This is a genomic window from Flavobacterium sp. C4GT6 (genome assembly GCF_036347315.1).
Lineage (GTDB): Bacteria > Bacteroidota > Bacteroidia > Flavobacteriales > Flavobacteriaceae > Flavobacterium.
In genome coordinates, this window is sequence record NZ_JAZGZU010000021.1 from 1 (window position 1) to 24,890 (window position 24,890).

The window sequence follows — 24,890 nt, forward strand, 5'->3', positions numbered from 1 at the left end:
GCTGCAGGAAGTCCCTGTATAATTACGTTTGCCGAGTTAGAACAACCATTGGCATCGGTTACAAATACACTGTAAGTCCCTGCTGTAAGACCTGTAATGTTTGCTGTAGTAGCACCGTTACTCCAAAGGTAAGTGTATGGCATAACACCACCCACTGCAGTTACGTTTGCCTCACCATAAGCAGCACCTACACAGGTAGGATTGGTTTGACCCGCTGTTATGAAAAGTGGAGATGGCTGAGAGATAGTACATCCCTTAATAATCTGGCAACCGTTAACATCGGTAATGGTTACATTATAACTTCCGGCTGTTAAGCCTGAAATAGTTTGTGTTGTAAGTCCGTTACTCCAAAGGTAAGTATACGGAGCCGTACCGCCATTGGCATTAGCTGTAGCCGTACCGTTACTACCACTGTTACATGACACATTGGTTTGTGCAATGAAACCTGTAAGCTGTAAAGGCTGTGTTATAATTACTGTTGCAGTAGCCGTACATCCGTTAGCATCGGTAATGGTTACCGTGTAAGCTCCCGGAGTAAGGTTTTCAATCATATCGGTAGTCTCACCGTTACTCCATGCATATTGGTAAGGTAATACCCCACCGGCAACGATAGCTGTAGCTGTACCATTTGCAGCATTAAAACAGGTAATGTTAGTGCTGTCAATAGTTACGGTAAGCAGTTCAGGTTCATCTATAGTATAATCCTGAGTGATTGAACATCCGTTAGCATCGGTTACAAGTACGCTGTAATCTCCGGCAACGAGCTGGGTTGCTGTAGCAGTAGTTTGTCCGTCACTCCATTCATAATTATAAGGTTCAACACCGCCCTGCATTGTTATAGTAGCTTCACCTGTATTGTTACCGTTACATAGTACATCTACCTGAGATGGTGTACCTGTAAGCAGTTCCGGTTCGTCGATTATAAATTCCTGAGTTAAACTACATCCGTTAGCATCGGTAATATCAACAGTGTAAGTACCGGCTGTAAGTCCTGTAATAGTACTTGTTATCTCTCCGTTACTCCAGTCGTATGAGTAAGGGGTAACACCACCTTCAACAATAACAGTTGCTTCACCTGTATTATTACCATTACAAAGAACATCTGTTTGAGATGCAGTAAGTAGTAATGCATCCGGTTGATCAATTACAAATTCATAAGATAAGGTACAGTTATTAAAGTCGGTAACTAAAACATCATAAGTACCTGCTGTAAGTCCTGTAGCAGTAGGTGTTGTTTGTCCGTCGCTCCATAAATATGAATAAGGAGTGGTACCACCAGTTACATCTATAGTAGCGCTACCGGTAGAGGCTCCGTTACAAAGAATGTCTGTTTGAGCAGTTGCAGGGCCTACAGCTAATGCAGGTGGCTCATTAATGTTGAAGTTTTGTATCAAAATACATCCGTTATCATCGGTTACCGTTACATAGTAAGTACCGGCAGTAAGTCCGGAAATAGCATCAGTAGTTGCTCCTGTATTCCATTCATATGTATATGGAGCAACACCTCCATTAATAACAACTGAAGCAGCTCCTGTTGCATTACCGTTACATATAATGTTTGTTTGTGACGGAGTAGATGTTAAAGCAGCCGGTTCCTGAATATCAAATTCATAATTAAGAATACATCCATTAGCATCGGTTACTTCAACAGTATAAATATTTGCAGCAAGACCCACTGCTGTTAGAGTTTCCTGTCCGTCACTCCATAAATAGGTGTAAGGGGCTACACCACCTTCAACTACTATGGTTGCATTACCCGAAGTACCACCATTACAAAGTACATCACTCTTAGTTGTATTTGGAGTTACTACTAAAGGATCTGGTTGTTCAATAAAGATTGATTGTGTTAAAGTACATCCATTAGCATCGTTTACAAAAACAGAATGAGCTCCTGCAGTAAGTCCGGTTGCTGTAGGGGTAGCCTGACCATTATCCCATAAATAAGAATAAGGGGGAATACCTCCGGTTACAGTGATAGTTGCTTCACCAGTTGCAGCACCGTTACATAAAACATCTATTTGTGTTGTAGTTGCAAAAAGCGGATCAGGTTGTTGTATATCAAAAGATCTTGTAAGTGTACACCCGTTAGTATCTGTAACTTCAACAGTATAAATACCTGCAGTTAGTCCTGTTATAGCAGCAGTATCTTCACCATTACTCCACTCATACGTATAGGGAGCAACACCACCTGAAACAGTTATTGATGCTACACCTGTATCATCACCGTTACACGCAATATCACTTTTAGCTGTGGTAGCTGTAAGTGCATTTGGCTGACTAATAAAGAATGACTGTGAAATTGTACACCCATTAGCATCTGTTATACCTACTGAATAGTTTCCGGATGTAAGTCCACTGATAGTAGCTGTAGCTTCGCCGTTACTCCACAAGTAATTGTAAGGCGATGTTCCTCCTGATACTGTAGCAGTAGCCGAACCTGTAGCATTACCATTACACAATATATTCTGTTGGGTAGGATTAACAGAAAGAGGATCTGGTTCTTCTATAGTATATAATTGGGTTAAAGTACACCCGTTAGCGTCGGTAACAATTACAGAATAGTTACCGGCAACAAGGTTAGCTATATTGTCTGTAATTTCACCTGTATCCCACAAATAGGAATATGGTCCCACACCACCTGTTATGGTAAGAGAGGCTGCACCTGTGTTATCGCCATTACATAATATATCAACCTGACTAGGAGTAGATTCTAAAGCATCTGGCTCCTGTATTTCAATAGTAAGCGATTTAGTGCAGTTATTGTTGTCTTTAACTTGCACAGTATATGTTCCTGCCAATAAGTTTGTAATAGTGGCAGATTCTTCTCCGTTATCCCAAAGGTAAGTATAAGGAGTGGCACCACCTGTTACAATAACAGAAGCTACCCCAGTATTATTACCATTACACTGAACATCCGTATGAGTTTCACTAAGTACAAGAGCAGGGGATTCGTTAATGGTAACCGAAGCATTTGTAGTACATCCGTTAGCATCTTCAATATCTACAGTATAATTTCCTGCAGTAAGGTTTGAAATAGTAGATGTAGTTTCGGTAGTACTCCATAAATAAGTATATGGGGCTGCACCACCTGTTACAGCAACTGAAGCCGAGCCCGAAGCATCTCCGTTACAAACAATATCAACACCGGTAGGAGTTGCTGTTAGTGCAGGAAGTTCGGTTATTGTAAAGCTCTCACTTAATGTACATCCGCTTTCATCAGTAATATCCACAGAGTAAGACCCTGCTGTTAATCCTGTAGCGGTAGCACCTGCTTGCCCGTCACTCCAGTCATAAGTGTAAACACCAGTACCACCTGTAACTGTTACTGTAGCTTCTCCTGTATTATCACCGTTACATAAAATATTAACCTGAGAAGGAGTTATAGCAAGAGGATTAGGCTCAGTAATTGTAACATCAACAGTTGTTGTACAACCTACAGCATCTGTAACAGTTACTGTATAATCTGCTGCAGCCAGACCTGTAGCGGTTGCATTTGTCTGTCCATCACTCCAAAGATAGGTATAAGGAGTTATACCTCCAGTTACATCAATAGTTGCAGTACCATCGGCATTACCGTTACACGAAACATTAGTTTGTGATCCTATGGTAGCTGTTGTTCCGGTTACTGTTACTGTAAATGTAGCAGTAGAACTGTTTAGAGATGAATCAGTAGCCGTATAAGTTACAGTACTAACACCTGCGTTAAATGTTGTTCCGCTGGCATCACCTGATCCTGTTCCTGTTGTAGCACCTGTTATATCATAAGTAAGTGTTATAGGATCAGCACAATCATCAATAGCAACAATTCTAATTCCGTTTACTACTGTGGTACAGGCAGCTGTTGTACTGTTTACAACAACATTTGCAGGAGGGATTAAACTTGGAGCCCCTACATGCAGTACAGCAACAGCAGCGTATGAATTGTTTGGGTCAAAGCTGTTAAAGGGATAACATCCTACTGCCCAGTCACTGGATTGTGTGATGTAATAAGACCCTTCTGCTGTTGGTGCGGTAAATGAAGTGGAAATGTTTCCTGTACCTTCCTCATGACAGTTGGTAAACACATTATTCATACCTACAAAGTGTTGTGTAGGACAGGTTGGACATGCTCCGCCGGTGTTGTACACCATTGAATAATCATAAGAAAAAGTAACGGTTGCGCCCGGAGTCACAAAAGCTTCATTTGTACCGGTACCGTTAAGATTGACGTTTGTGTAGGTAGACGTTCTTCCTCTTTGAGAAATACTCGTTGAGCCCGAAGCTATGCCCGAATAAGGGGCCTGAGTATCACCCGGGCATTGCCCAAAGGAATGTACACAACTCATCAATCCTAATAAAAGTAGTAATTTTTTCATGGACTAAAAATTATTTTATAAGGATGATTTTGACGGGCTAAATATACAGTATTTTTAAAACCTCCGAATAAACTTGTTAACTTTATTTAATAAGTTCTTTTCTGTTAAAACAAAAATTAGTTATTATTTAATTATTAAGTTAAAATGTAATTTAGGTTATTTCATTGTTAAGATAAATTACCTGCTTCTTTCTTCTAAAACTTTCTCAATATCATTAAGATTTAAAGATTTAGCTTTAAGGAGGATTAAAAAATGGTATAGTAAATCGGCAGCTTCATTTTTAAATAATTCTTCATTATCATCTTTAGCCTCTATTACTAACTCCACGGCTTCTTCACCTACTTTTTGAGCTACTTTATTAATCCCTCTTTTAAAGAGTGTATTAGTGTAGGAAGTACCGGAATCATACTCTATTCTTTCTGAAATCGTCTCTTCAAGCTGGTACAGAAAACCTTTGCTATCTGACTCTCCAAAGCAGGTTGTAGCCCCTGTGTGACAGGTAGGGCCTATTGGTTTTGCCTGTATTAAAATAGTATCATTGTCACAATCCAGGTTCATTGATATTACGTTTAGGTAATTGCCTGATGTTTCTCCTTTTGTCCACAACTCATTTCGGCTACGGCTGTAAAAAGTTACTCTCTTTTCAAGCTGCGTTTTGGTAAAAGCCTCTTCGTTCATGTAGCCCAGCATAAGTATCTGCCGGGTTGTTGCGTTTTGAATTATGACTGGTATAAGTCCGTTTGTTTTATTAAAATCGGGTTTCATCTTACGGGTATATTATTTTGTTGTAAATAGGTTTTAAGTTGGCTGATATTTATCTCGTTGTAATGGAAAATACTGGCAGCCAGTGCAGCGGTAACCTTTGTTTTACTAAATACAGTAGAGAAATGTTCCATACTGCCAGCCCCCCCTGAGGCTATAACAGGGATGTTTACGTTATTGCCAACAATGTTAAGGGCATCAATGGCAAAACCGTTTTTAGTACCGTCGTTATTCATGGAAGTAAGCAGTATTTCGCCTGCGCCAAGCTGTTCGCCATATTTTGCCCAACTGGTAAGTTCTATACCTGTTGCGGTTTTACCTCCGTTAATGAATACTTCCCAGTTACCGTTTACCTTTTTTGCATCAATAGCCAGTACTACAGCCTGACTGCCACAGTTTTTCGCTATCTGGTTTATCAGTTTAGGGTTTTTAACTGCCGATGAGTTTACACTAACCTTATCAGCCCCATGGCTTATAAGGTGTTCGGCATCATCAGGTGTGTTTATGCCACCACCTACAGTAAAGGGGATATTAATCTCTTTGGCGATTTCGTTAACAAGACTTGCGAGTGTTTTTCTTTTTTCCAGCGTGGCGGTAATATCCAGAAAAACCAGCTCATCTGCACCTTCCTGTGCATAACAGGAGGCTAGTTTTACCGGGTTACCTGCATCTCTTAACCCTTCAAAATTAATTCCTTTTACAACTCTACCGTCTTTAATGTCGAGGCAGGGTATTATTCTTTTCTTTAGCATAGTTTACTTAATTCTTTAAGTTCAATTTTTCCCTCATACAGTGCTTTGCCAATAATAGCACCTTCACATCCTATAGCTTTCATATCAAGTACATCCTGAATATTGGTAATGCCTCCGCTGGCTATCAGATTGATGTTTGCCGAACCGATAATCTCTTTATACAGATTTGTTGAAGGTCCCTGTAGCATTCCGTCTTTAGCGATATCGGTACAAATAACTGTTTTGATTCCCTTTTTTTGATAGCTTTGTATGAACTCCAATACATCGGTATCGCTTTCATGTAGCCAACCATTCATCGCTATTTTACGGTTGTTGCAGTCGGCTCCCAGTATAATTTTATCTGCCTCATATTGTGAAAGCCATTGGGCTATTTTTTTCGGATTTTTTACAGCAATACTACCGGCAGTGATTTGTAAAGCACCATAATCAAAGGCTTTTTGTATATCGGTGTCCGATTTAACACCACCACCAAAATCAATAATAAGATTAGTTTGTGTGGCAATACTTTCCAGTACTTTATGGTTAATGATGTTGCCTGATTTGGCTCCGTCTAAATCAACCAAATGCAGGTATTTAATTCCGGCATCTTCAAAGGATCGGGCAACCTCTACAGGGTTTTCATTATATGTTTTTTGGGTGGCATAGTCACCTTTAGTGAGGCGTACGCATTTACCGTTAATAATATCTATGGCTGGGATGATTCTCATAAGCTTAAAAAGTTTTTTAATAATTGTTCTCCGGCCTTACCCGATTTCTCAGGATGAAACTGCACAGCATAAAAATTATCTTTTTGCAGTGCAGCACTGTAGGGAAGGATGTAATCACATTGTGCCACCGAAAGGGGAGATTCTTCTGCATAATAGCTGTGTACAAAGTAAAAATGTTCCTCTTCACTAATACCTGTAAACAGTTCTCCTTTACAGTTGTTCAGGGTATTCCAACCCATGTGAGGCACAATATCAAGAGGAGGGAATTTTTTTACGTTTACATCAAAAATGCCCAGTCCGTTTGTGTTACCTTCTTCGCTATAATTGCACATAAGCTGTAGCCCAAGGCATATCCCTAAAACAGGCTGTTTGAGTTCTTTAATTATTAAATCGAGTCCGTTTGCCTGTAGGTGCTGCATGGCTGTTGCTGCTTCTCCCACACCGGGGAAGATAACCTTATCGGCTTTTTTAATATTTTCAATATCATTGGTAATGATGCAGTCATAACCCAGCCTGCGAACAGCATTTTCAACCGACTGGGTATTACCCGCATTGTATTTTATAATTATTATCATAACACTCCTTTTGTACTGGGTATAGTATAATTATCTGTTTGTTTTATAGCCATTTTTATAGCTTTTGCAAAAGCCTTGAAAATCGCTTCTATTTTGTGGTGTTCGTTATCGCCTTCAGCTTTTATATTCAGGTTGCACTTAGCAGTATCACTAAATGATTTAAAAAAGTGAAGAAACATTTCGGTAGGCATTTCGCCCACTTTCTCACGGTTGAAGGAGGCTTCCCAAACTAACCATGGTCTTCCACCAAAATCAATAGCTACCTGGGCAAGGCAATCATCCATAGGGAGCAGAAAACCGTAACGTTCAATTCCCTTTTTGCTGCCCAGTGCTTTAAGAAAAGCTTCGCCCAGTGCAAGTGCAGTATCTTCAATAGTATGGTGTTCATCTATAAACAAGTCTCCCTTAACTGTAATGTCTAAATCCACTCTGCCGTGACGTGCCAACTGATCCAACATGTGATTGAAAAAGCCCAGTCCGGTATCGATATTACTTTTACCCGAGCCATCCAGGTTAAGTGCTATAGCTATATTGGTTTCACTTGTTTTTCGTTTAACGGTGGCTGTCCTTGGCTTTGCTTTTAGGTATTGGTATATAATATCCCAACTTTGGGTTACAAGGGTAGCGCTGTCGCATTCATTACCAATGAAAACCGACTTACATCCCATATTTTCTGCCAGTTGTACATCGGTTAGCCTGTCGCCAATAACGTAGGAACTTGCCAAATCATAATCACCTTTTATATAGTGTGTAAGCATAGCTGTTCCCGGTTTTCGAGTAAGCTGGTTATCTTCAGGGAAGCTTTTATCAATAAGCACTTCACTAAATGTGATGCCTTCATTTTGAAATGCCTGAATGATTTTGTTTTGTGCCGGCCAAAATGTGTTTTCAGGGAAAGAGGCTGTTCCCAGTCCGTCCTGATTAGTAACCATAACCAATTCGTAATCCAGTTCGCGGGCAATTTTTGAAAGCCCGTGAAATACACCCGGATAAAACTCCAGTTTTTCAAAGCTGTCTAACTGATAATCTACAGGAGGCTCTATTACCAATGTACCATCGCGGTCTATAAATAGTACTTTTTTCATGCTGTAATGTTTTGTAATGCGTTTAGTAAAGCTTTGTTTTCCTGTGGTGTACCGATAGATACCCTGATACAGTTTTTAACTTCTTTGTTTCGGTTACGTATAATGATTCCCTGTTGTATAAGATTTTGGTATACAGAGTTAGCATTACTAACCTCTACCAGTAAAAAGTTAGCCTGCGAAGGATATACTCTCCTTACAATTGGGATTTGAGACAGAGCTTCATTCATTTTTTGGCGCTCTTCAAGCAGTAGTTTTTTCTGCTCCTCATAATTATCGGTATTCTCTAAAGTCTTAATAGCAGCTGTATAGTTAAGTTTACTGATGTTATAAGGAGGCTTAACCTTATTGAAAAGACTGATAATAAAAGGTGATGCATAGGCTATACCCACACGTGCTGCTGCAAGTCCCCAGGCTTTACTTAGGGTTTGTAATACAATCAGGTTAGAGTATTGTTTCAATTTGTTTGCCAGTGTGGTGGAACAGAAGTCGGCATAAGCTTCGTCTACAATCACAATACCTTTAAAGTTTTGTATAATGAATTCGGCTGCATCTAAACAATTTCCCGTCGGGTTATTAGGTGAACAGATAAAAACCAGTTTGATACTTTCGTCTTCTAATGCCAATAATGCTTTGTTTTTATCAACTTGGAAATCATTATCTAAAGGGACTTTAATAAGCTCGGTGTTATTTATAGTTGCTGATACCTCATACATACCATAAGTAGGAGTGAAGGTAAGCGCCTTGTCTTTCCCCGGTTCGCAAAATATCCTGAAACAAAGGTCGATGGCCTCATCGCTTCCGTTGCCTGTAAATATGTTTTGTGGAGCTACTCCTTTAATTACCGAAAGCCTTTTCTTTAGCTCTTTTTGTAATGGATCAGGATAACGATTTAGCTCTCCAAACGGATTCTCATTAGCATCAAGGAATATGCCTTCACTACCTGTAAATTCTTCCCTAGCGGAAGAGTAAGCTTTAAGTGTCAGTATATTAGGGCGTACTGTTTTTTCTATACTATTCATTACCAATGTCTTTTAATCGTATGCTTACCGCATTTTTATGTGCTTCCAGTTGTTCGGCAGCAGCCATAACTTCTATAGCCGGACCGATATTTTGCAGTCCTTCTCGGGTTATTTTCTGGAAGGTTATTTTTTTGATGAAACTGTCTACCGATACTCCGCTATAACTTGTAGCATATCCGTTTGTGGGTAAGGTGTGATTGGTACCACTGGCATAATCGCCTGCGCTCTCACAACTGTAATTACCCAGAAAAACCGATCCGGCATTGGTAACATCATCTATATAATTTTCAGCATTATCACTGGCTATAATAAGGTGCTCCGGTGCATACAGGTTACTAAATGCTATACAATCTGCCAAGTCAGTGAGTAATATGGCTTTACTGTTGTTGAGAGCTTTTAAAGCTATTTCCTTTCGGGGTAAACTATTTACCTGTTTTACCAGTGCTTTTGCTGTTTTGTTGATGATTTTTTTATTATCACTAAGTAGTACTACCTGACTATCGGGGCCGTGTTCTGCCTGAGAAAGAAGGTCGGCTGCCATATATTCAGGATTAGCTGTACTGTCGGCAATAACTAAAAGTTCACTTGGTCCGGCAGGTAAATCGATAGCCACACCATAGTTTAGTGCGGTTTGTTTGGCAGCAGTTACATACTGATTCCCCGGACCGAATATCTTATAGGTTTTCGGGATAGTTTCTGTACCCAATGCCATTGCCCCAATAGCCTGTATACCCCCTACACGATATATTTTTGTAATTCCGGTAAGTTGGGCAGCATACAATATGGCATTGTTTACATCCCCTTTTTTATCGGGTGGCGTACAAAGTACAATCTCATTACAACCTGCAATTTTTGCAGGTATGGCAAGCATTAAAACAGTTGAGAAAAGAGGTGCCGATCCGCCGGGGATATAAATCCCTACCTTGTCAATAGCTCTGTTTTCCCTCCAGCAGCTTACACCAGGTGTGGTTTCTACACTGTTTTTCTTTTCTTTTTGAATAGCGTGGAAAGCCTCTATGTTGGCTTTAGCTAATTGTATTGCCTCTTTTAGTTCGGTCGATACCTTTGCAGCACCTTTGGTTATTTCATCTTCAGTTAACTGAAGGTTATCGGGGATTACACCATCAAAAAAGTCCGTGTATTTCTTTACGGCATCATCACCTTTTTTACTTATTTCATCAAAAATCTGACGGGTAAGGTTCTCAAGGTCGGTTACCGGGAGTTGTGGTCTTTGGCATAAAGCCTCCCATGTATTTTTCTCTGGGTATAAAACGGTTTGTACCATAGCTTAAAGAATCATTTTTTCTACATTAACAATAAGGATACCTTCTGCACCTAGTGTTTTAAGGCGGTCTATGTTGTCCCAAAACTCATCTTCACCTATAACCGAGTGTATACTGCTCCATCCTTCTTCCTTTAGCGGAAGTACCGTAGGGCTTTTCATGCCGGGCAGCACCTGTGATATCTGTTGTACCGAATCGTTTGGGGCATTAAGGAGTATGTATTTGTTTTCGGCTGCATTTATAACCGATTGTATTCTGAAAAGTAACTGGTTTAAAATGTCTTCTTTTTCGGAGCTTAGTGAAGGATTACTAATAAGTACGGCTTCACTTTTTGTAACGGTTTCCACCTCTTTAAGTCCGTTCATTAATAGAGTACTCCCCGTACTTACAATGTCAAAAATACCATCGGCAAGGCCTATTCCCGGGGCAATTTCAACACTACCGCTAATCGTTTCTATTTCTGCAGAGATGTTATTCTCTTCAAAAAACTTCTGAAGGATAAAAGGGTAGCTAGTAGCTATCTTTTTATTGTTGAAATAAGATACTCCGTTGTATTGGGCTTGTTTGGGTAGAGCTAGGGACAGCCTGCAGCTGGCAAATCCCAGTTTTTTGACTACGGTTATATTTTTGTTTTGTTCCCAAACCTCATTTTCGCCCAGTATGCCTACATCGGCAACGCACTGTTCTACATATTGCGGAATATCGTCGTCCCTTAAGAAAAGTACCTCAATAGGGAAGTTTTGTGAAGAAGCTTTAAGTGTACGCTCTCCGTTTAGCAGCCTTATGCCACATTTGTTTAGCAGTTGCAGCGATTTTTCGCTGAGCCTTCCGTTTTTCTGAACGGCTATCTTTAATTTACTCATTGTTTTTAGAATGATGCCTGAGTAAAAAGCAGAAGGGGAGAGCTCGATTAAATAAAAAACCCGTCTGATTTTACTCAAACGGGTTTAGAAAATATTTTAGGTTACTACAATATCATTTCCTCCTCGCATTTGAGCCAGTTTGAAAATGATGATGATGTAGCTGATTAAAAATCATAGTAAAATTTTGTCCTTTTTGTACTTCGCAAATATAGAAATAAATTCAATTAAAAAACGGCAGCCATAATTTTTTTGAATTTTTTACAATTTAATTACGATGTTTTAATTTTTAGTAAGTCATCGATTCCCAGCTCTTTAATAGATATTTCACGCATTTCTACCTTACGTACTTTTCCTGTTATGGTCACAGGGAAATCAGCCGTAAACTTCCAGTATTTAGGTATTTTGTAGTGTGCTATTTTGCCTTTACAGAAGTCTAGAAGATGAATTTCCTCCAGCCCGGAATCCTTTTTGGCTTTTACCCAAGCCATAATCACTTCGCCATATTTTGAGTCGGGCACACCTATCACCTGTACATCTTCAATATGTGGATGGGTATACAGGAATTCTTCAATTTCACGTGGAGATATATTCTCGCCACCACGTATTATAATATCTTTAATACGGCCTGATATGTTTACGTATCCCTCTTCATCCATAACAGCAATATCTCCCGTATGCATCCATCGGGCATCATCAAGCACAACTGAGGTAGCTTCCGGATTGTTCCAGTACTTCAACATAACCGAATAACCTCTTGTACAAAGTTCACCCGGCTGTCCTTTTGGTACTACATGCCCTGTTTCGGGGTCTATTATTTTAATTTCAAGATGATCCTGTACAGTTCCTACAGTGCTAACCTGTTTTTCTAACGGTGCACCAATAACTGTTTGTATGGATACCGGGGAGGTTTCGGTCATACCATAGCAAATAGATACCTCTTTCATATACATTTTGCTTTGTACCTGTTTCATAATCTCTACAGGGCAGGGTGAACCCGCCATAACCCCCGTACGCAGGCTGGTAAGGTTATAACTTTCAAAATCAGGGAGTGCCAGTTCGGCTATAAACATAGTTGGCACGCCATATAGTGATGTGCATTTCTCTTTTTCCACAGCTTTTAGCGTTGTGGCAGGATCAAAACTTTCTGACGGAACTACCATTGTTGCACCATGTGAGGTACAGCACAGGTTACCTATTACCATACCAAAGCAATGGTAAAACGGCACAGGGATACAAACCCTGTCGGCATCAGTATATTTAAGGCGTACACCAATAAAATAACCGTTGTTAAGCAGATTATGGTGTGTAAGTGTAACACCTTTTGGAAAGCCTGTGGTGCCCGACGTATATTGTATATTAACAGGCTCATCAAACTGTATGGTACTTTCGGCTTCGGCAAGTGTCTCGTCGCTAATAGTTTGTGACAGACTCAAAAATGAATCCCAGTCCTTATCCAGATAAATGGTTTCGGTTAGGGTAGGGCAGTTTGCAGCAACTTCTTCAACCATTTGTTTGTAATCACTGCCTCTAAAAGAAAGTGCTGAAACCAGCATTTTTATGCCCGACTGGTTAAGTACATATTCCAGTTCACTGGAACGGTAAGACGGGTTAATGTTTACCAGTATGATACCTACACGGGCTGTGGCATATTGCAGTAATACCCATTCAGACCGGTTGGGGGACCATATACCAACCCTTTCGCCTTTTGCAATTCCTTTTGCCAGCAGGCTTTTGGCAACAGTGGTCGTTTGATTGTAAAATTCGCTGTATGAGCTACGGTAGTTTTGTTCAACGCACACAAGGGCATCATTATCAGGGAAACGTTTTACTGTATCTTTTAAATTTTGCCCTATGGTTTGCCCCAGTAGCGGAATAGCAGATGGTCCCGAGGCATACGAGATGTTATTGTAATCTGTCAAAATAATTTTTTTAAGTTGGATATGTATTTATGCTTATTACTTATAGTATAACTAAAGCCGAGATATAAAATTATAAAACTCCTTCTTAAAATTGATAACGAATTACAAGTGTTTTGTTTTTATTGTTGAATTATTAATAGGGGTATGCTGCTTCTTGTTAATGAATCCATTGTTTTTGTGCGTGACTGTAGCATACTGCATAAGGGAGCTCCATTATGTAATCAAGTACAGTAACGGCATAATAGTCGTAATCATTATTAGGATCGTTTCCTAACAGGCAATGGATAAAATATTTTGGAGGCTGTTTAGATTTACCTTTTAATGCTTCAAAATCCTATGCTACCTGTTCATAATCACTAAAAAGTATACCTATAACATAATCTTCTTTATTAATAACAATATTAAGGTTAGTTTCACCTGTAAACGGATTCTTTTTTGTTTTAAAGGTAACCTCGGGATTATTAGTAAATAATGATTTTATGGTATTAAATGTTTCCTCTTTTGTGTAAACAGTTTCTGTATCTAAAATAAATATGTCTATTGCCATGCGTTATGGGGTTGTTGAATATACTTTTAAAAGATGATAAAATAGCGGCTGGGTAAACAGGTATTATCACCGTAAACAGTGATTCTGTTAATAATATGTTTTGATTTAACTACATCGTTATAGTGATTTTTTTAGTTAAAATATAGCTTTATGGCATTGTTTTTGGATTAAGCCGTAAAGTAATTTATTATTTGGCTTTAAAGAAGTTAATGTAAATTTAATGTTAACAATGTTAGCGAAAACGAGTGAAAACTACAGTATGTTAAGATGTGTTAATATTTAATATCAAACTGCTTGCCAGTATAATCTTGTTTATGTAATTTTGGTGCCCATGAAAAATATGCTAACCAGATTTTTTCTAATGCTTTTTGTAGTTCTGCTAGGGGGACAGGGCGTTTTAAACGCTCATCCTTATCAGGAACGCAATAGTTATGCATTGGGGAAAAATGCTGAATCGTTAGCATTACAGTTTGATTTTGGGTTTAGTCAGGATTATGACGCTTCTTACTTCAAGTCAATTCCGTTTAAGACTCAAACCGAAAAACAAACCGAAAAATTTGTTGTTACCGATAACGAAGGTGACGATGAAGAACTGGTTTCCTACAAAAAATATCTGGAAATCAACAATTACTTTACCACTGCACTTTATGCCCAAACTTTAGGGTACTCTCACAGATACGTAAAAGAAAGTCTGCCATACTATAGCAGACCCCTTTCATATTTCTCATCTTACAGGAAATATATTGTTTTTCGAGTAATCAGACTTTGATTCTCAACCCATTGTTCAGGTAGATAACTTCTTGTTTGCCTGATTTTTCGCATTTAAACATTATGTGTATTCACGCGGCTTAGGGCCAAAAGAATATATATTCGTGTATTTAGTTATACACGAACTCTACCAGAAAAAAGAATATCAAGAAAATCGTATTGTTTTAAAAAAGCAAAATTTATTATGAAGAGAGTACTCATGCTCGTGAGTTTGTGTGCATTATTGTGCCATACAAGCTGCAAAACAGACAAAGAAGAGAAGGAAGTTGAAACTAAATTCCTTGTTACTAACCCTGTAAAAATGGACACCATCATTACCGATGAATATGTGTGCCAGATACACTCGATACAACATATCGAACTTAGGGCTCAGGAAAGAGGTTACCTTGAAAAGATTTATGTAGATGAAGGCCAGTCTGTTAAAAAAGGTCAGCTACTATTCCAAATTATGCCTAAACTCTATGAGGCAGAAATGCAAAAGGCAAAAGCAGAGGCTAATTTTGCTGAAATTGAATACCAGAATACAAAAAGACTTGCAGATAGCAATGTAGTAGCTCCTAACGAGCTTGCTATGGCTAAAGCGAAATATGACAAAGCTAAGGCTGAGCTTGCTTTAGCAGAAGTTCATCTTGGATTTACCGAAATCAGAGCGCCTTTTGACGGTATTATTGACCGTTTCCATGTTAGACAGGGTAGTCTTGTAGACGAAGGAGATTTGTTAACTAATCTATCTGATAACAGTAAAATGTGGGTGTACTATAACGTACCTGAGGCAGAATACCTTGATTATAAAGAATCTGCTAAAGAAGGAGGTAAAGCTAAAGTAGGCCTGTTAATGGCTAACAACAAGTTATTCAACCAGGAGGGTATTGTAGAAACCATTGAAGCCGATTTTGATAACGAAACCGGTAACATACCTTTCAGGGCTACATTCCCTAATCCAAACGGATTATTAAGACATGGTGAAACGGGTAGTATTCAAATGAAAATACCGTTCCAAAACGCCATGATCATTCCGCAAAAAGCAACTTTTGAGGTGCTTGAAAAGAAATATGTTTATGTATTGGATAAAGATAATAAGATAAAATCAAGAGAGATTAAAATAGCTGCCGAGCTGCCACACATCTTTATTATCGAATCAGGCTTATCAGAAAGTGATAAGATTCTTCTGGAAGGTATCCGTCTTGTTAAAGAAAACGAGGAAATAGAATACAAACTGGAAGACCCTAAACATGTTATATCTCATTTGGAGCTATATGCAGAATAATGGAATAACTTAAAAAAAGATCAAATGTTTAATAAATTCATACATAGGCCTGTATTTGCGATAGTAATATCTATTATTATCGTATTTGTAGGTTCGTTGGCAATCAAACAGTTGCCAATATCGCAATTCCCCCAAATTGCGCCAACTACCGTAAATGTTTTTATAGCTTACCCTGGGGCCAGTGCAGACGTATTAGTAAAATCGACCCTGATTACCTTAGAGAACTCTATTAATGGTGTTCAGGACATGCGTTATATGGCTACCGATGCAACCAGTGCAGGTGAAGCTACATTAAGAATTATTTTTGAACCGGGTACCGACCCTAACCAGGCGGTAATCAGGGTAAAAACGAGGGTCGACCAGGTTATGCCCCTCTTGCCCGAACTGGTTCAACGTGAAGGGGTTGTAATTACCCCAATCCAGCCGAGTATGTTGATGTACGTTAACCTGTATGCAACCGGCAAAAACATGGACGAAAAGTTCCTGTACAACTATGCTAACGTAAAAATGATCCCTGAAATCAACAGGATTAAGGGTGTGGCAAGATCTCAAATATTAGGTAGTAGAACCTATGCAATGCGTGTTTGGTTAAACCCAGACCGTATGAGAGCTTACCATGTATCTGTTGATGAGGTTATGGACGCAATGGCCGAACAAAGTATTGTAGGTCGTCCGGGTCGTATCGGGCAAAGTTCGGGTATCGAAGCCCAGTCGTTAGAATATGTATTAACCTATAAGGGTAGGTACAGTGAACCATCTGAATACGAAAATATTATTGTTCGTGCTAATGCCGATGGTGAGCGTATTCGCCTGGGTGATATAGGTAAAGTAGAGTTAGGAAGTGAATTCTTCGATATTTACTCTAACCTTGACGGACACCCATCGGCTTCCATAGTATTAAAACAAAACTATGGTAGTAACGCGAGTGATGTAATCGCTGCCGTAAAATCGAAACTTGAGGAGATGAAGGAAACTTTCCCTCCGGGCATGGATTACAAAATTAGTTATGACGTTTCCCAATTCCTTGATGCCTCTATTGAGCAGGTTATCCATACGCTAAGGGATGCCTTTATTCTTGTGGCAATTGTAGTGTTTGTTTTCCTTGGCGACTGGAGATCTACACTTATACCTATACTTGCGGTACCGGTGTCGCTCGTAGGGGCATTCTTTGTAATACAGTTTTTTGGGTTATCTATTAACCTTGTAACCCTGTTTGCACTTGTACTTGCAATTGGTATTGTGGTAGATGACGCTATTGTGGTGGTGGAGGCCGTTCACGCCAAGTTTGACGAGTTTCCTAACATAACGCCCTATCAGGCAGTAAAAAGGGTATTAGGTGAAATTAGTGGTGCGATTATAGCGATTACTGCGGTAATGGTATCGGTATTCTTACCAATATCATTCATGACAGGTCCTGTAGGTACCTTTTATAGGCAGTTCTCTATTACCATGGCGAGTTCTATTGTGATTTCGGCAATTATTGCCCTTACCCTTACGCCGGTATTATGTGCTATGTTGTTAAAAAATCACCATACACACCATTCTAAACCAAATGTATTTACAAAAGCATTAGATGGATTTAACCGTGGTTTTGATAAACTTACCGGTAAATATGTAGCAGTATTAAAAAGGATAGTTAGCAGAAGGTTACTTACATTCTTAATATTAGGTGCTTTCTGTGCAGGTATTTATTTTGAGAGTCAGGTGCTTCCTTCAGGTTTCATACCAAGTGAAGACCAGGGTACTATATATGCCATTATACAAACACCTCCGGGATCTACACTGGAAACAACAAACCAGGTATCACAAAGATTACAGAAAATTTGTGAGGAAGTAGATGGAGTAGAGTCGGTATCATCACTTGCAGGTTATGAGATTATGACAGAAGGTAGGGGTTCAAACGCCGGTACCTGTCTTATTAACCTTAAAACATGGCATGAAAGGGAACACTCTGTTACCGAAATCATGGAAGAGCTGGAAGAAAAATCAAAAGGTTTAGGAGCAACAATTGAGTTCTTCGAACCGCCGGCCATCCCTGGATTTGGTTCATCAGGAGGATTTTCAATGCGTTTGTTAGATAAAAATACCACTACTGATTATCAGGATTTCGATAAGATTAATAAAAAATTCCTTGAGGATTTAGGTAAACGTAAAGAGCTTACAGGTCTATTTACCTTCTTTGCAGCAAACTACCCTCAGTATGAACTTGAAATAGATAACGATTTGGCTATGCAGAAAGGAGTTTCTGTTGGTAAAGCAATGGAGAACCTTGATATCCTTATTGGTAGTACCTACGAACAGGGTTTCATTAAGTTTGGTCGTTTCTTTAAAGTATACGTTCAGTCAGATCCTAAATTCAGAAGATTACCGTCTGATGTATTAAACCTTTTCGTTAAAAACGATCATGGTGAAATGGTACCTTATTCGGCCTTCATGAAACTTAAAAAGACACAGGGACCTAACGAGATTACACGTTACAACATGTACAATTCGGCAGCTATTAGGGGGCTTCCGGCAGCAGGTTATACTACAGCAGATGCTATTCAGGCTATTCGTGAGGTAGCTAAAGAATCGCTTCCTAAAGGTTATGACATTGCATGGGAAGGTCTGTCTTATGATGAGGCTGGCAGAGGTAACGAGTCGCTTTACATTTTCCTTATTGTACTTGCGTTCGTATACTTTGTACTTGCAGCACAGTATGAAAGCTTTATTATACCGCTTGCGGTAATATTCTCACTACCTGTGGGTGTATTCGGTTCGTTTATGCTCCTTAAATTAATGGGACTTCAAAACGATATTTACGCGCAAATTGGTCTTATCATGCTCGTGGGGCTACTCGGTAAGAATGCCGTACTTATTGTGGAGTTTGCTGTCCTCAAGCACAGTCAGGGCTCTACGATACTTGAGGCTGCTATTGAAGGAGCTAAGGTACGTTTCCGTCCTATTCTTATGACGTCTTTTGCCTTCATTGCGGGACTAATTCCGTTGATTATTGCAACAGGTGCGGGTGCGATTGGTAACAGAACCATTGGTGCATCTGCAATGGGGGGTATGTTATTCGGTACTATTTTCGGTGTAATTATAGTTCCGGGACTGTACTACATTTTCGGTTCCCTTGCTGACGGAAGAAAACTGATTAAGGATGAAGATGAGAGCTCATTATCTGATGAGTTTGTACATCAAATAGATAATTTCGATAATACTGATGAAAATGAGTAAGATGTTTAGTAAATATAAATATGTATATGTAGTAGCAGGATGCCTTGCGCTAACATTTACAGGATGTAAAACACCTTCTTTAGTTCAGCGTGAAGCAAATACAGAAACCCCTGCGAGTTTTAACGACTCGCAGGATACTACAAACATAGCTCAGCTTAAGTGGAAAGAATATTTTACAGATCCGTATCTGGATACCCTGATTGATGTTGCATTAAAAAATAATCAGGAACTTAATATCACTATGCAGGAAATACAAATTTCCAGAAATGAGATAAAAGCCAGAAAAGGGGAGTATCTTCCGTTTGTAGGAGTTAAAGGTGGTGCCGGAATTGAAAAAGTAGGAAGGTATACCAGCCAGGGGGCTAATGATGCCAATACTGAAATTAAACCCGGTAAAGAATTCCCTGAACCGCTTCCTGATTATATGATTGGGGCTTATGCCAACTGGGAAATAGATATTTGGAACAAACTGCACAATGCCAAAAAATCAGCAATTAGCAACTATCTTGCTACTGTTGAAGGTAAAAACTTTATGGTTACTAATCTTATTGCCGAAATAGCTAACTCATACTATGAGCTTTTAGCGTTAGACAATCAGTTGGCACTTGTAAACCAAAATATCGAGATACAAAGCAATGCACTTAATATCGTGAAGCTTCAAAAACAGTCAGCACGTGTTACAGAGCTTGCCGTAAAACGATTTGAAGCACAGTTATTACATACAAAAAGTATACAGTTTGATTTAAAGCAGCAAATTGTTGAAACCGAAAACAGGATTAACTTCCTTGTGGGTAGGTTCCCTCAGCCTGTAGCCAGAGATCATCAAAACTTTATCAATTTAGTGCCTGAAACCATTTATGCCGGTATTCCGTCACAATTGCTTGAAAACCGTCCTGACGTTAAACAGGCTGAATTCGAGTTAGCAGCAGCAAAACTGGATGTTAAGGTTGCTAAAGCCAGATTTTATCCTTCACTGGGTATATCAGCAGGTATAGGCTTCCAGGCATTTGACCCGGCATATTTGGTTAAGACTCCAGAGTCACTATTGTATTCCCTTGCGGGTGATATAGCAGCTCCGTTAATTAACAGAAATGCAATTAAGGCTACTTATTACAGTGCAAACTCTAAACAGCTACAAGCCGTTTTCAATTATGAGAAAACGATACTTAATGCTTATATAGAAGTAGCTAATGAGCTTTCTAATATCAATAACCTTAAGGAAAGTTATGACCTTAAGTCTAAAGAAGTAGATGCTTTAACGCAGTCAATTAATATCTCTAACGACCTGTTCACATCGGCAAGGGCCGATTATATGGAGGTGTTAATGACGCAGCGTGACGCGCTTGAATCTAAATTTGACCTTATAGAGACCAAAAAAGCACAAATGAATGCTATGGTTAATATCTATAAGGCTTTAGGTGGCGGATGGAAGTAAATTTCTGGTGTTTATATATTGTTTTTCCTTTGTAAGAAGGTCGCGACTATTTATCGTGAGTGCCTCCGGTGCAATTTGTGCCGGAGGTTTTTTTATGCTTTTTCTGAAAATTATTGTAGAATAAATATCTTATAGTATATTTGACCATAAGTAAATCAATAATTAATTATCAAAAATAAAATTACAGGATTATCAAAAAAAGCTGTTTAAAACAGGTATGGTTTTGTCGGCTGTTTTGAGTATGGGGTCTCAAAATGCTATTTCACAAACAAAACAGCAAACAGTAAGACGTATAGAAGTAGACCTGAACAAAATACAGGGAAAGCTAAACAAATTCTTTAACGAGAGTCTAGGAGCCGGGCGCGCAAACGAAGGGCTTAGGGCCGACTGGCAGCAACAGTTAGCTTTAGCACAACAGGACTGCGGTTTTAGGTATATTCGTATGCATGGTTTACTGGTAGATGATATGGCTGTTTATAAGGAAGACAAAAACGGAAATCCCCAATATAACTATCAGTGCATAGATCCATTATTTGATTATTTACTAAGTATAAATGTTAAGCCTTTTGTAGAGTTGGGCTTTATGCCTTCACCTTTAGCAAGTGGCGATAAAATTATTTTTGGTGGAGAGGTAATGTTACTCCGCCTAAAGATTATGATAAATGGGAAGGATTAATAACTAATTTAGTACAACACTTTACCGAAAGATATGGTGAGGAGGAAGTGAAAAGCTGGTATTTTGAGGTATGGAATGAACCTAACCTTGATGATTTTTGGGCAGGTACTCAGGAATAATATTTTAAACTTTACCAATATACTGCAAAAGCTGTTAAAGGTGTAAATAAAGAATATAAAGTAGGAGGGCCTGCAACGGCAGGAGCAGACTGGGTACCCGAAATGATTGATTTCTGTTATAAAAATAATGTGACAATCGATTTTGTAACAACCCATTCCTATGGTGTAAAACAGGGGTTTCTGGATGAGTTTGGTAACAGCGGTACGGTTTTGAATAAAGATGAAATGGCGGTTAGTGGCGATGTTATAAACTCCAGAAATGAGATAGAATCGTCTAAAATTCCGGGACTGGAACTGCATTATACTGAATGGAGTTCGTCATACACTCCCGCCGATCCAATTCACGACAGTTACTATCTGGCAACTTATGTATTGGAAAAATTAAAGCAGGTTGGGAATACGGTTAACTCAATGTCATATTGGGTATTTACTGATATTTTTGAAGAGGCTGGTCCACGTTTTACTCCCTTTCACGGTGTTTTTGGGTTACAAACTATTCAGGGAATTAAAAAGCCTGTGTATTATTTCTATTCATTTTTAAATAAAACTGGGTGATATAGAGTTGGTAAACAACGATAAACACTCGTGGGCATGTAAAACCGATAATGGAGACTTACAGTTACTGGCATGGGATTTTACCAATACACATCCCGGAGATTCCATTAATAATCAGGTGTACTATATAAAAGACTTACCGGCTAAAACAAAAGGTAAACTTGAAATTGCTGTATCCGGACTGGAAAAAGGAAAATATAGTCTTGAAGTAAGTCAAACAGGGTACAAGGTTAATAATGCTTATACTCACTATTATGACTTAGGCAGACCATCGCAGTTAAACAGAGAGCAGGTAACCCAAATTAAGAAAAATAATAATGGTTCTCCTGTTTACAGGGAGGAAGTTAAAATAGGGAAGGATGGTAATTTTACCAAGCAACTTGATTTAAGGGAGAACGATGTATTCTTCATAAGTTTGAGGAAGATATAATATAAAATAAAAAAGCAGCCTTTAGAGAGGCTGCTTTTTTTGTATGTTGAAGTTTAACGCTTTAAAAGAATGCAAAACGTAGTTTTACACCATAAGCTATTAAACGTACATCTTTAGAGTAAGATGAATTAATAACTGAATTAAACTGTAAGTCTACCGGCATTTCATCTGACGGATAGTTTATCATGTTTTGGTCTTTGTTATCGGCAATTGAGTTAAAACTATAGTCAACAAAAACACCTATGTAGCATGAAGATCTTTCACCAATATATTGTTTAACACCGGTTTCAAGTGTACCAGACCATGCTATTTTAGTTTCAAGATCCTGTTTTCCTGCATTCACCTGATAAAATGAACCGAATCCCATAAAGGTAGGTCCGAATAATTCGGCATTGTACTGCGGATAATAACCACTGGTTGTTAATGCATCCATTTTAGTTTCATAACGGCCTTTCATTGCAAAGCCTGCTTTTACTCCGGCAGATACGTAGAAATCGGTAATACCGTCACCTGTTTCAAACTGAATTGTTAACGGTACATTTACATATTCCAGTTTCTGGCTCTCTCTGTAAGACCTCGTTGTGTATCTGAACTCAAAAGGATCGTTTTCAAAATCAGTAGTATTATAACTTCCTATAAGATAGTCAAACCTTGCAGTTGAATTATAGGTTTGATATTCGGCACCAAGACCAATACTCCAGTTTTCATTTAGGTAAAAAGCATATTTTAATCCTAACTGTACTCCATTGTCATGGTCTACCTGACCCTGATCAAGGTCATAGTATATGGATGAGAATATACCACCGGCATATACAGAAAATTCGCTTTTTTCCTCCTGTGCATTTGCTTTTCCAAGCCCCATGAGAAGCAAGGCTGCCATTACCGATTTGGCTGAAAGCTGTGTGAATTTATTTTTGTTCATAATATTATTTTTAATGGTATAAATTCTGCCGCTGTAGCGGCAGAATTATTTTATTTACTGTACAAGAACTTTGAAAGTTTTACTGTTGTTTGGCGTTTTAAGTACTACGATATAAGTAGCAGCCTGTAACGGCAATTGCAGTTGTGTTATTCTTGAAGAAGACTGTACCTCTGTTATAAGAGCACCGTTAAGGTTGTAAACAGCAATAGTCATGTTTTCAAGTTCACTTTCAAGGAAATCAGCCTCAACAGTAATCAGTTGTCCGTATGTTACAGGGTTAGGATATAACCTTGCAGCACTTGCATGCTGTAACTGTGTTTGGCCTAAACATGTTTGTAGTATGTCACCATCAATAGTGGTTACTTTAACCATATATTCGGCAGTTGGATCTAGTGTGTCAGACTGGCTGTTACCTTCAGAGAAGTACTGACCAGTACCTACAAGAACACCGTTTTTATACCATTCGTAATCAGTAAATTCATAGCCTCCGTTGTTTTGAGGGTTGTTGTTTACTAATAGTACGTTATCAAATTTCTGAACTACAATGTCAGAGAAATCAAACCTTCTTTCAACAACTATAGTATATGTTTCAACAGATGTACCATCCTGAGATGTTACCGTTACCACATAAGAGTAGATACCTGGCTGTGGAGTTTGGATAGTAAATGTGTTTCCTGGGGTTACAGTTGCACCCACTTCTGTTACGATAGTTACTTCTACAGAGTCAGAATCATCACCACAGTCAATTAAGTGATAAATCTCGCTTGGAGGAGTGTCGTAAGTTACATCACCTACAGTCATACCGAAGATAGAAGTATCACTACTTTCTATTACAAGAACCTGAGAAACAGTTGCAGCCGGAAGGTAGTTTTCGTTACCATCCTGATGTGCTGTAATTGTAATTTCTCCTGATGTAAGCATGTCTACCCATCCTTCAGATGAAACGTCAGCAGCTGGGTCTGGTGAAGTATAAGTATATGTGTAGTATACCTCTAAACCTGAACTTGTAGTTGCATCCAGTTGGAAATCAGGATCAGCTTCAAGGTTTTTAACAGGAAGCGGATCAAAAGTGATTGTTTGAGGAGCCTGATCTATAGTAATTGTAGCCGTTAGTACAATTGATTCACAGTTAAATGCTTCCGGTTGCGGATCAACAGTAGCTGTTACAGTGTAAGTACCTGCATTCACAGCACCGTTGTCAGAACCTGTTTCAGGAGATGTACTGTATGAAACAGTAGCACCTGCAGGTAAGTTATTAATCTCTATTGTATGAACAGTTCCGTCATAAGTAAATGTTCCGTTATCAAATGTTACAGCATTAAGAGTAGACTCCTCAACTGTTATATTTTGAGTTTGAGTGGTAGTGTTTCCATTACCATCGTCATATGTCCATGTTATTACATATGTACCTACTTCTGTATAATCTAACGGATCTGTAGTAGTAGCGATAAGTAAACCGGTACAGTTGTCTGTAGCAGTTGGAACCGGAATTTCATCACTCATAACACTACAGTAGTTAACAATGTCTGTAAGTGTAGCTACATCTGCTACAGGAGCAGTAGTATCATCCACTACAACAGACTGTGTTTGTGTACTTGTATTCCCGTTCCCGTCGTCATAAGTCCATGTTAT

The 24,890-nt window shown here is 38.9% G+C and carries 18 protein-coding genes and 1 pseudogene; 6 read left to right on the forward strand and 13 right to left on the reverse strand.

Annotated features, from left to right (window positions below):
* From V3Z67_RS17150 to V3Z67_RS17200, 11 genes are all read right to left on the reverse strand, one after another.
* The coding region (locus tag V3Z67_RS17150; RefSeq protein WP_330444483.1) for a beta strand repeat-containing protein at nucleotides 1-4,355 on the reverse strand (4,355 nt) is incomplete at its 3' end.
* A gap of 177 nt (nucleotides 4,356-4,532) precedes the next feature.
* Nucleotides 4,533-5,120, reverse strand: coding sequence for a bifunctional phosphoribosyl-AMP cyclohydrolase/phosphoribosyl-ATP diphosphatase HisIE (hisIE, locus tag V3Z67_RS17155; RefSeq protein ID WP_330444484.1), 588 nt, complete (start codon nucleotides 5,118-5,120; stop codon nucleotides 4,533-4,535).
* Nucleotides 5,117-5,869: an imidazole glycerol phosphate synthase subunit HisF gene (gene hisF, locus V3Z67_RS17160; RefSeq protein WP_330444485.1), complete on the reverse strand. Its 753-nt coding sequence runs from the start codon at nucleotides 5,867-5,869 to the stop codon at nucleotides 5,117-5,119. Before hisF ends, hisIE begins: the two co-directional genes overlap by 4 nt.
* Complete coding sequence (gene hisA, locus V3Z67_RS17165; RefSeq protein ID WP_330444486.1) at nucleotides 5,863-6,576, reverse strand: 1-(5-phosphoribosyl)-5-[(5-phosphoribosylamino)methylideneamino]imidazole-4-carboxamide isomerase; 714 nt, start codon at nucleotides 6,574-6,576, stop codon at nucleotides 5,863-5,865. Before hisA ends, hisF begins: the two co-directional genes overlap by 7 nt.
* Nucleotides 6,573-7,151, reverse strand: coding sequence for an imidazole glycerol phosphate synthase subunit HisH (gene hisH / locus V3Z67_RS17170; protein WP_330444487.1), 579 nt, complete (start codon nucleotides 7,149-7,151; stop codon nucleotides 6,573-6,575). Before hisH ends, hisA begins: the two co-directional genes overlap by 4 nt.
* Nucleotides 7,148-8,236: a bifunctional histidinol-phosphatase/imidazoleglycerol-phosphate dehydratase HisB gene (gene hisB, locus V3Z67_RS17175; protein WP_330444488.1), complete on the reverse strand. Its 1,089-nt coding sequence runs from the start codon at nucleotides 8,234-8,236 to the stop codon at nucleotides 7,148-7,150. The genes hisH and hisB overlap by 4 nt, the downstream gene beginning before the upstream one ends.
* Entirely contained in the window at nucleotides 8,233-9,255 is a 1,023-nt protein-coding gene (gene hisC / locus V3Z67_RS17180; protein WP_330444489.1) for a histidinol-phosphate transaminase, read from the reverse strand. Before hisC ends, hisB begins: the two co-directional genes overlap by 4 nt.
* The gene (gene hisD / locus V3Z67_RS17185) at nucleotides 9,248-10,540 is read right to left on the reverse strand and encodes a histidinol dehydrogenase (protein ID WP_330444490.1); all 1,293 of its coding nucleotides are present in this window, start codon (nucleotides 10,538-10,540) and stop codon (nucleotides 9,248-9,250) included. The genes hisC and hisD overlap by 8 nt, the downstream gene beginning before the upstream one ends.
* Nucleotides 10,541-10,543: 3 nt before the next feature.
* Nucleotides 10,544-11,401 carry an ATP phosphoribosyltransferase gene (gene hisG, locus V3Z67_RS17190; RefSeq protein ID WP_330444491.1) on the reverse strand — a complete coding sequence of 286 codons (858 nt, stop codon included), beginning with the start codon at nucleotides 11,399-11,401 and terminating at the stop codon, nucleotides 10,544-10,546.
* A gap of 269 nt (nucleotides 11,402-11,670) precedes the next feature.
* On the reverse strand, nucleotides 11,671-13,323 hold the full coding sequence (locus tag V3Z67_RS17195) for an AMP-binding protein (RefSeq protein WP_442902274.1): 1,653 nt from the start codon (nucleotides 13,321-13,323) through the stop codon (nucleotides 11,671-11,673).
* A 331-nt stretch (nucleotides 13,324-13,654) separates the two neighbouring features.
* Nucleotides 13,655-13,867: a hypothetical protein gene (locus V3Z67_RS17200; protein WP_330444493.1), complete on the reverse strand. Its 213-nt coding sequence runs from the start codon at nucleotides 13,865-13,867 to the stop codon at nucleotides 13,655-13,657.
* Nucleotides 13,868-14,228: 361 nt separating this feature from the next.
* On the opposite strand from V3Z67_RS17200, the gene V3Z67_RS17205 reads away from it, so the two are divergent.
* From V3Z67_RS17205 to V3Z67_RS17230, 6 genes and pseudogenes are all read left to right on the forward strand, one after another.
* Nucleotides 14,229-14,636 (forward strand): hypothetical protein, encoded by a 408-nt coding sequence (locus tag V3Z67_RS17205; RefSeq protein ID WP_330444494.1) that lies wholly within the window; start codon nucleotides 14,229-14,231, stop codon nucleotides 14,634-14,636.
* 183 nt (nucleotides 14,637-14,819) lie between these two features.
* Nucleotides 14,820-15,902, forward strand: coding sequence for an efflux RND transporter periplasmic adaptor subunit (locus V3Z67_RS17210; RefSeq protein WP_035134326.1), 1,083 nt, complete (start codon nucleotides 14,820-14,822; stop codon nucleotides 15,900-15,902).
* Between the two features lie 24 nt (nucleotides 15,903-15,926).
* Complete coding sequence (locus V3Z67_RS17215) at nucleotides 15,927-19,121, forward strand: efflux RND transporter permease subunit (protein ID WP_330444495.1); 3,195 nt, start codon at nucleotides 15,927-15,929, stop codon at nucleotides 19,119-19,121.
* Nucleotides 19,114-20,556, forward strand: coding sequence for a TolC family protein (locus V3Z67_RS17220; RefSeq protein ID WP_330444496.1), 1,443 nt, complete (start codon nucleotides 19,114-19,116; stop codon nucleotides 20,554-20,556). Before V3Z67_RS17215 ends, V3Z67_RS17220 begins: the two co-directional genes overlap by 8 nt.
* Nucleotides 20,557-20,797: 241 nt before the next feature.
* Nucleotides 20,798-21,906: pseudogene (locus V3Z67_RS17225) on the forward strand (GH39 family glycosyl hydrolase).
* A 7-nt stretch (nucleotides 21,907-21,913) separates the two neighbouring features.
* The gene (locus tag V3Z67_RS17230; protein WP_330444497.1) at nucleotides 21,914-22,336 is read left to right on the forward strand and encodes a hypothetical protein; all 423 of its coding nucleotides are present in this window, start codon (nucleotides 21,914-21,916) and stop codon (nucleotides 22,334-22,336) included.
* 61 nt (nucleotides 22,337-22,397) lie between these two features.
* Here V3Z67_RS17230 and V3Z67_RS17235 read toward each other — a convergent pair whose 3' ends face one another.
* The gene (locus V3Z67_RS17235; RefSeq protein ID WP_330444498.1) at nucleotides 22,398-23,258 is read right to left on the reverse strand and encodes an outer membrane beta-barrel protein; all 861 of its coding nucleotides are present in this window, start codon (nucleotides 23,256-23,258) and stop codon (nucleotides 22,398-22,400) included.
* 54 nt (nucleotides 23,259-23,312) lie between these two features.
* Nucleotides 23,313-24,890 (reverse strand): T9SS type A sorting domain-containing protein (locus tag V3Z67_RS17240; protein WP_330444499.1); only part of this gene is annotated, 1,578 nt, incomplete at its 5' end.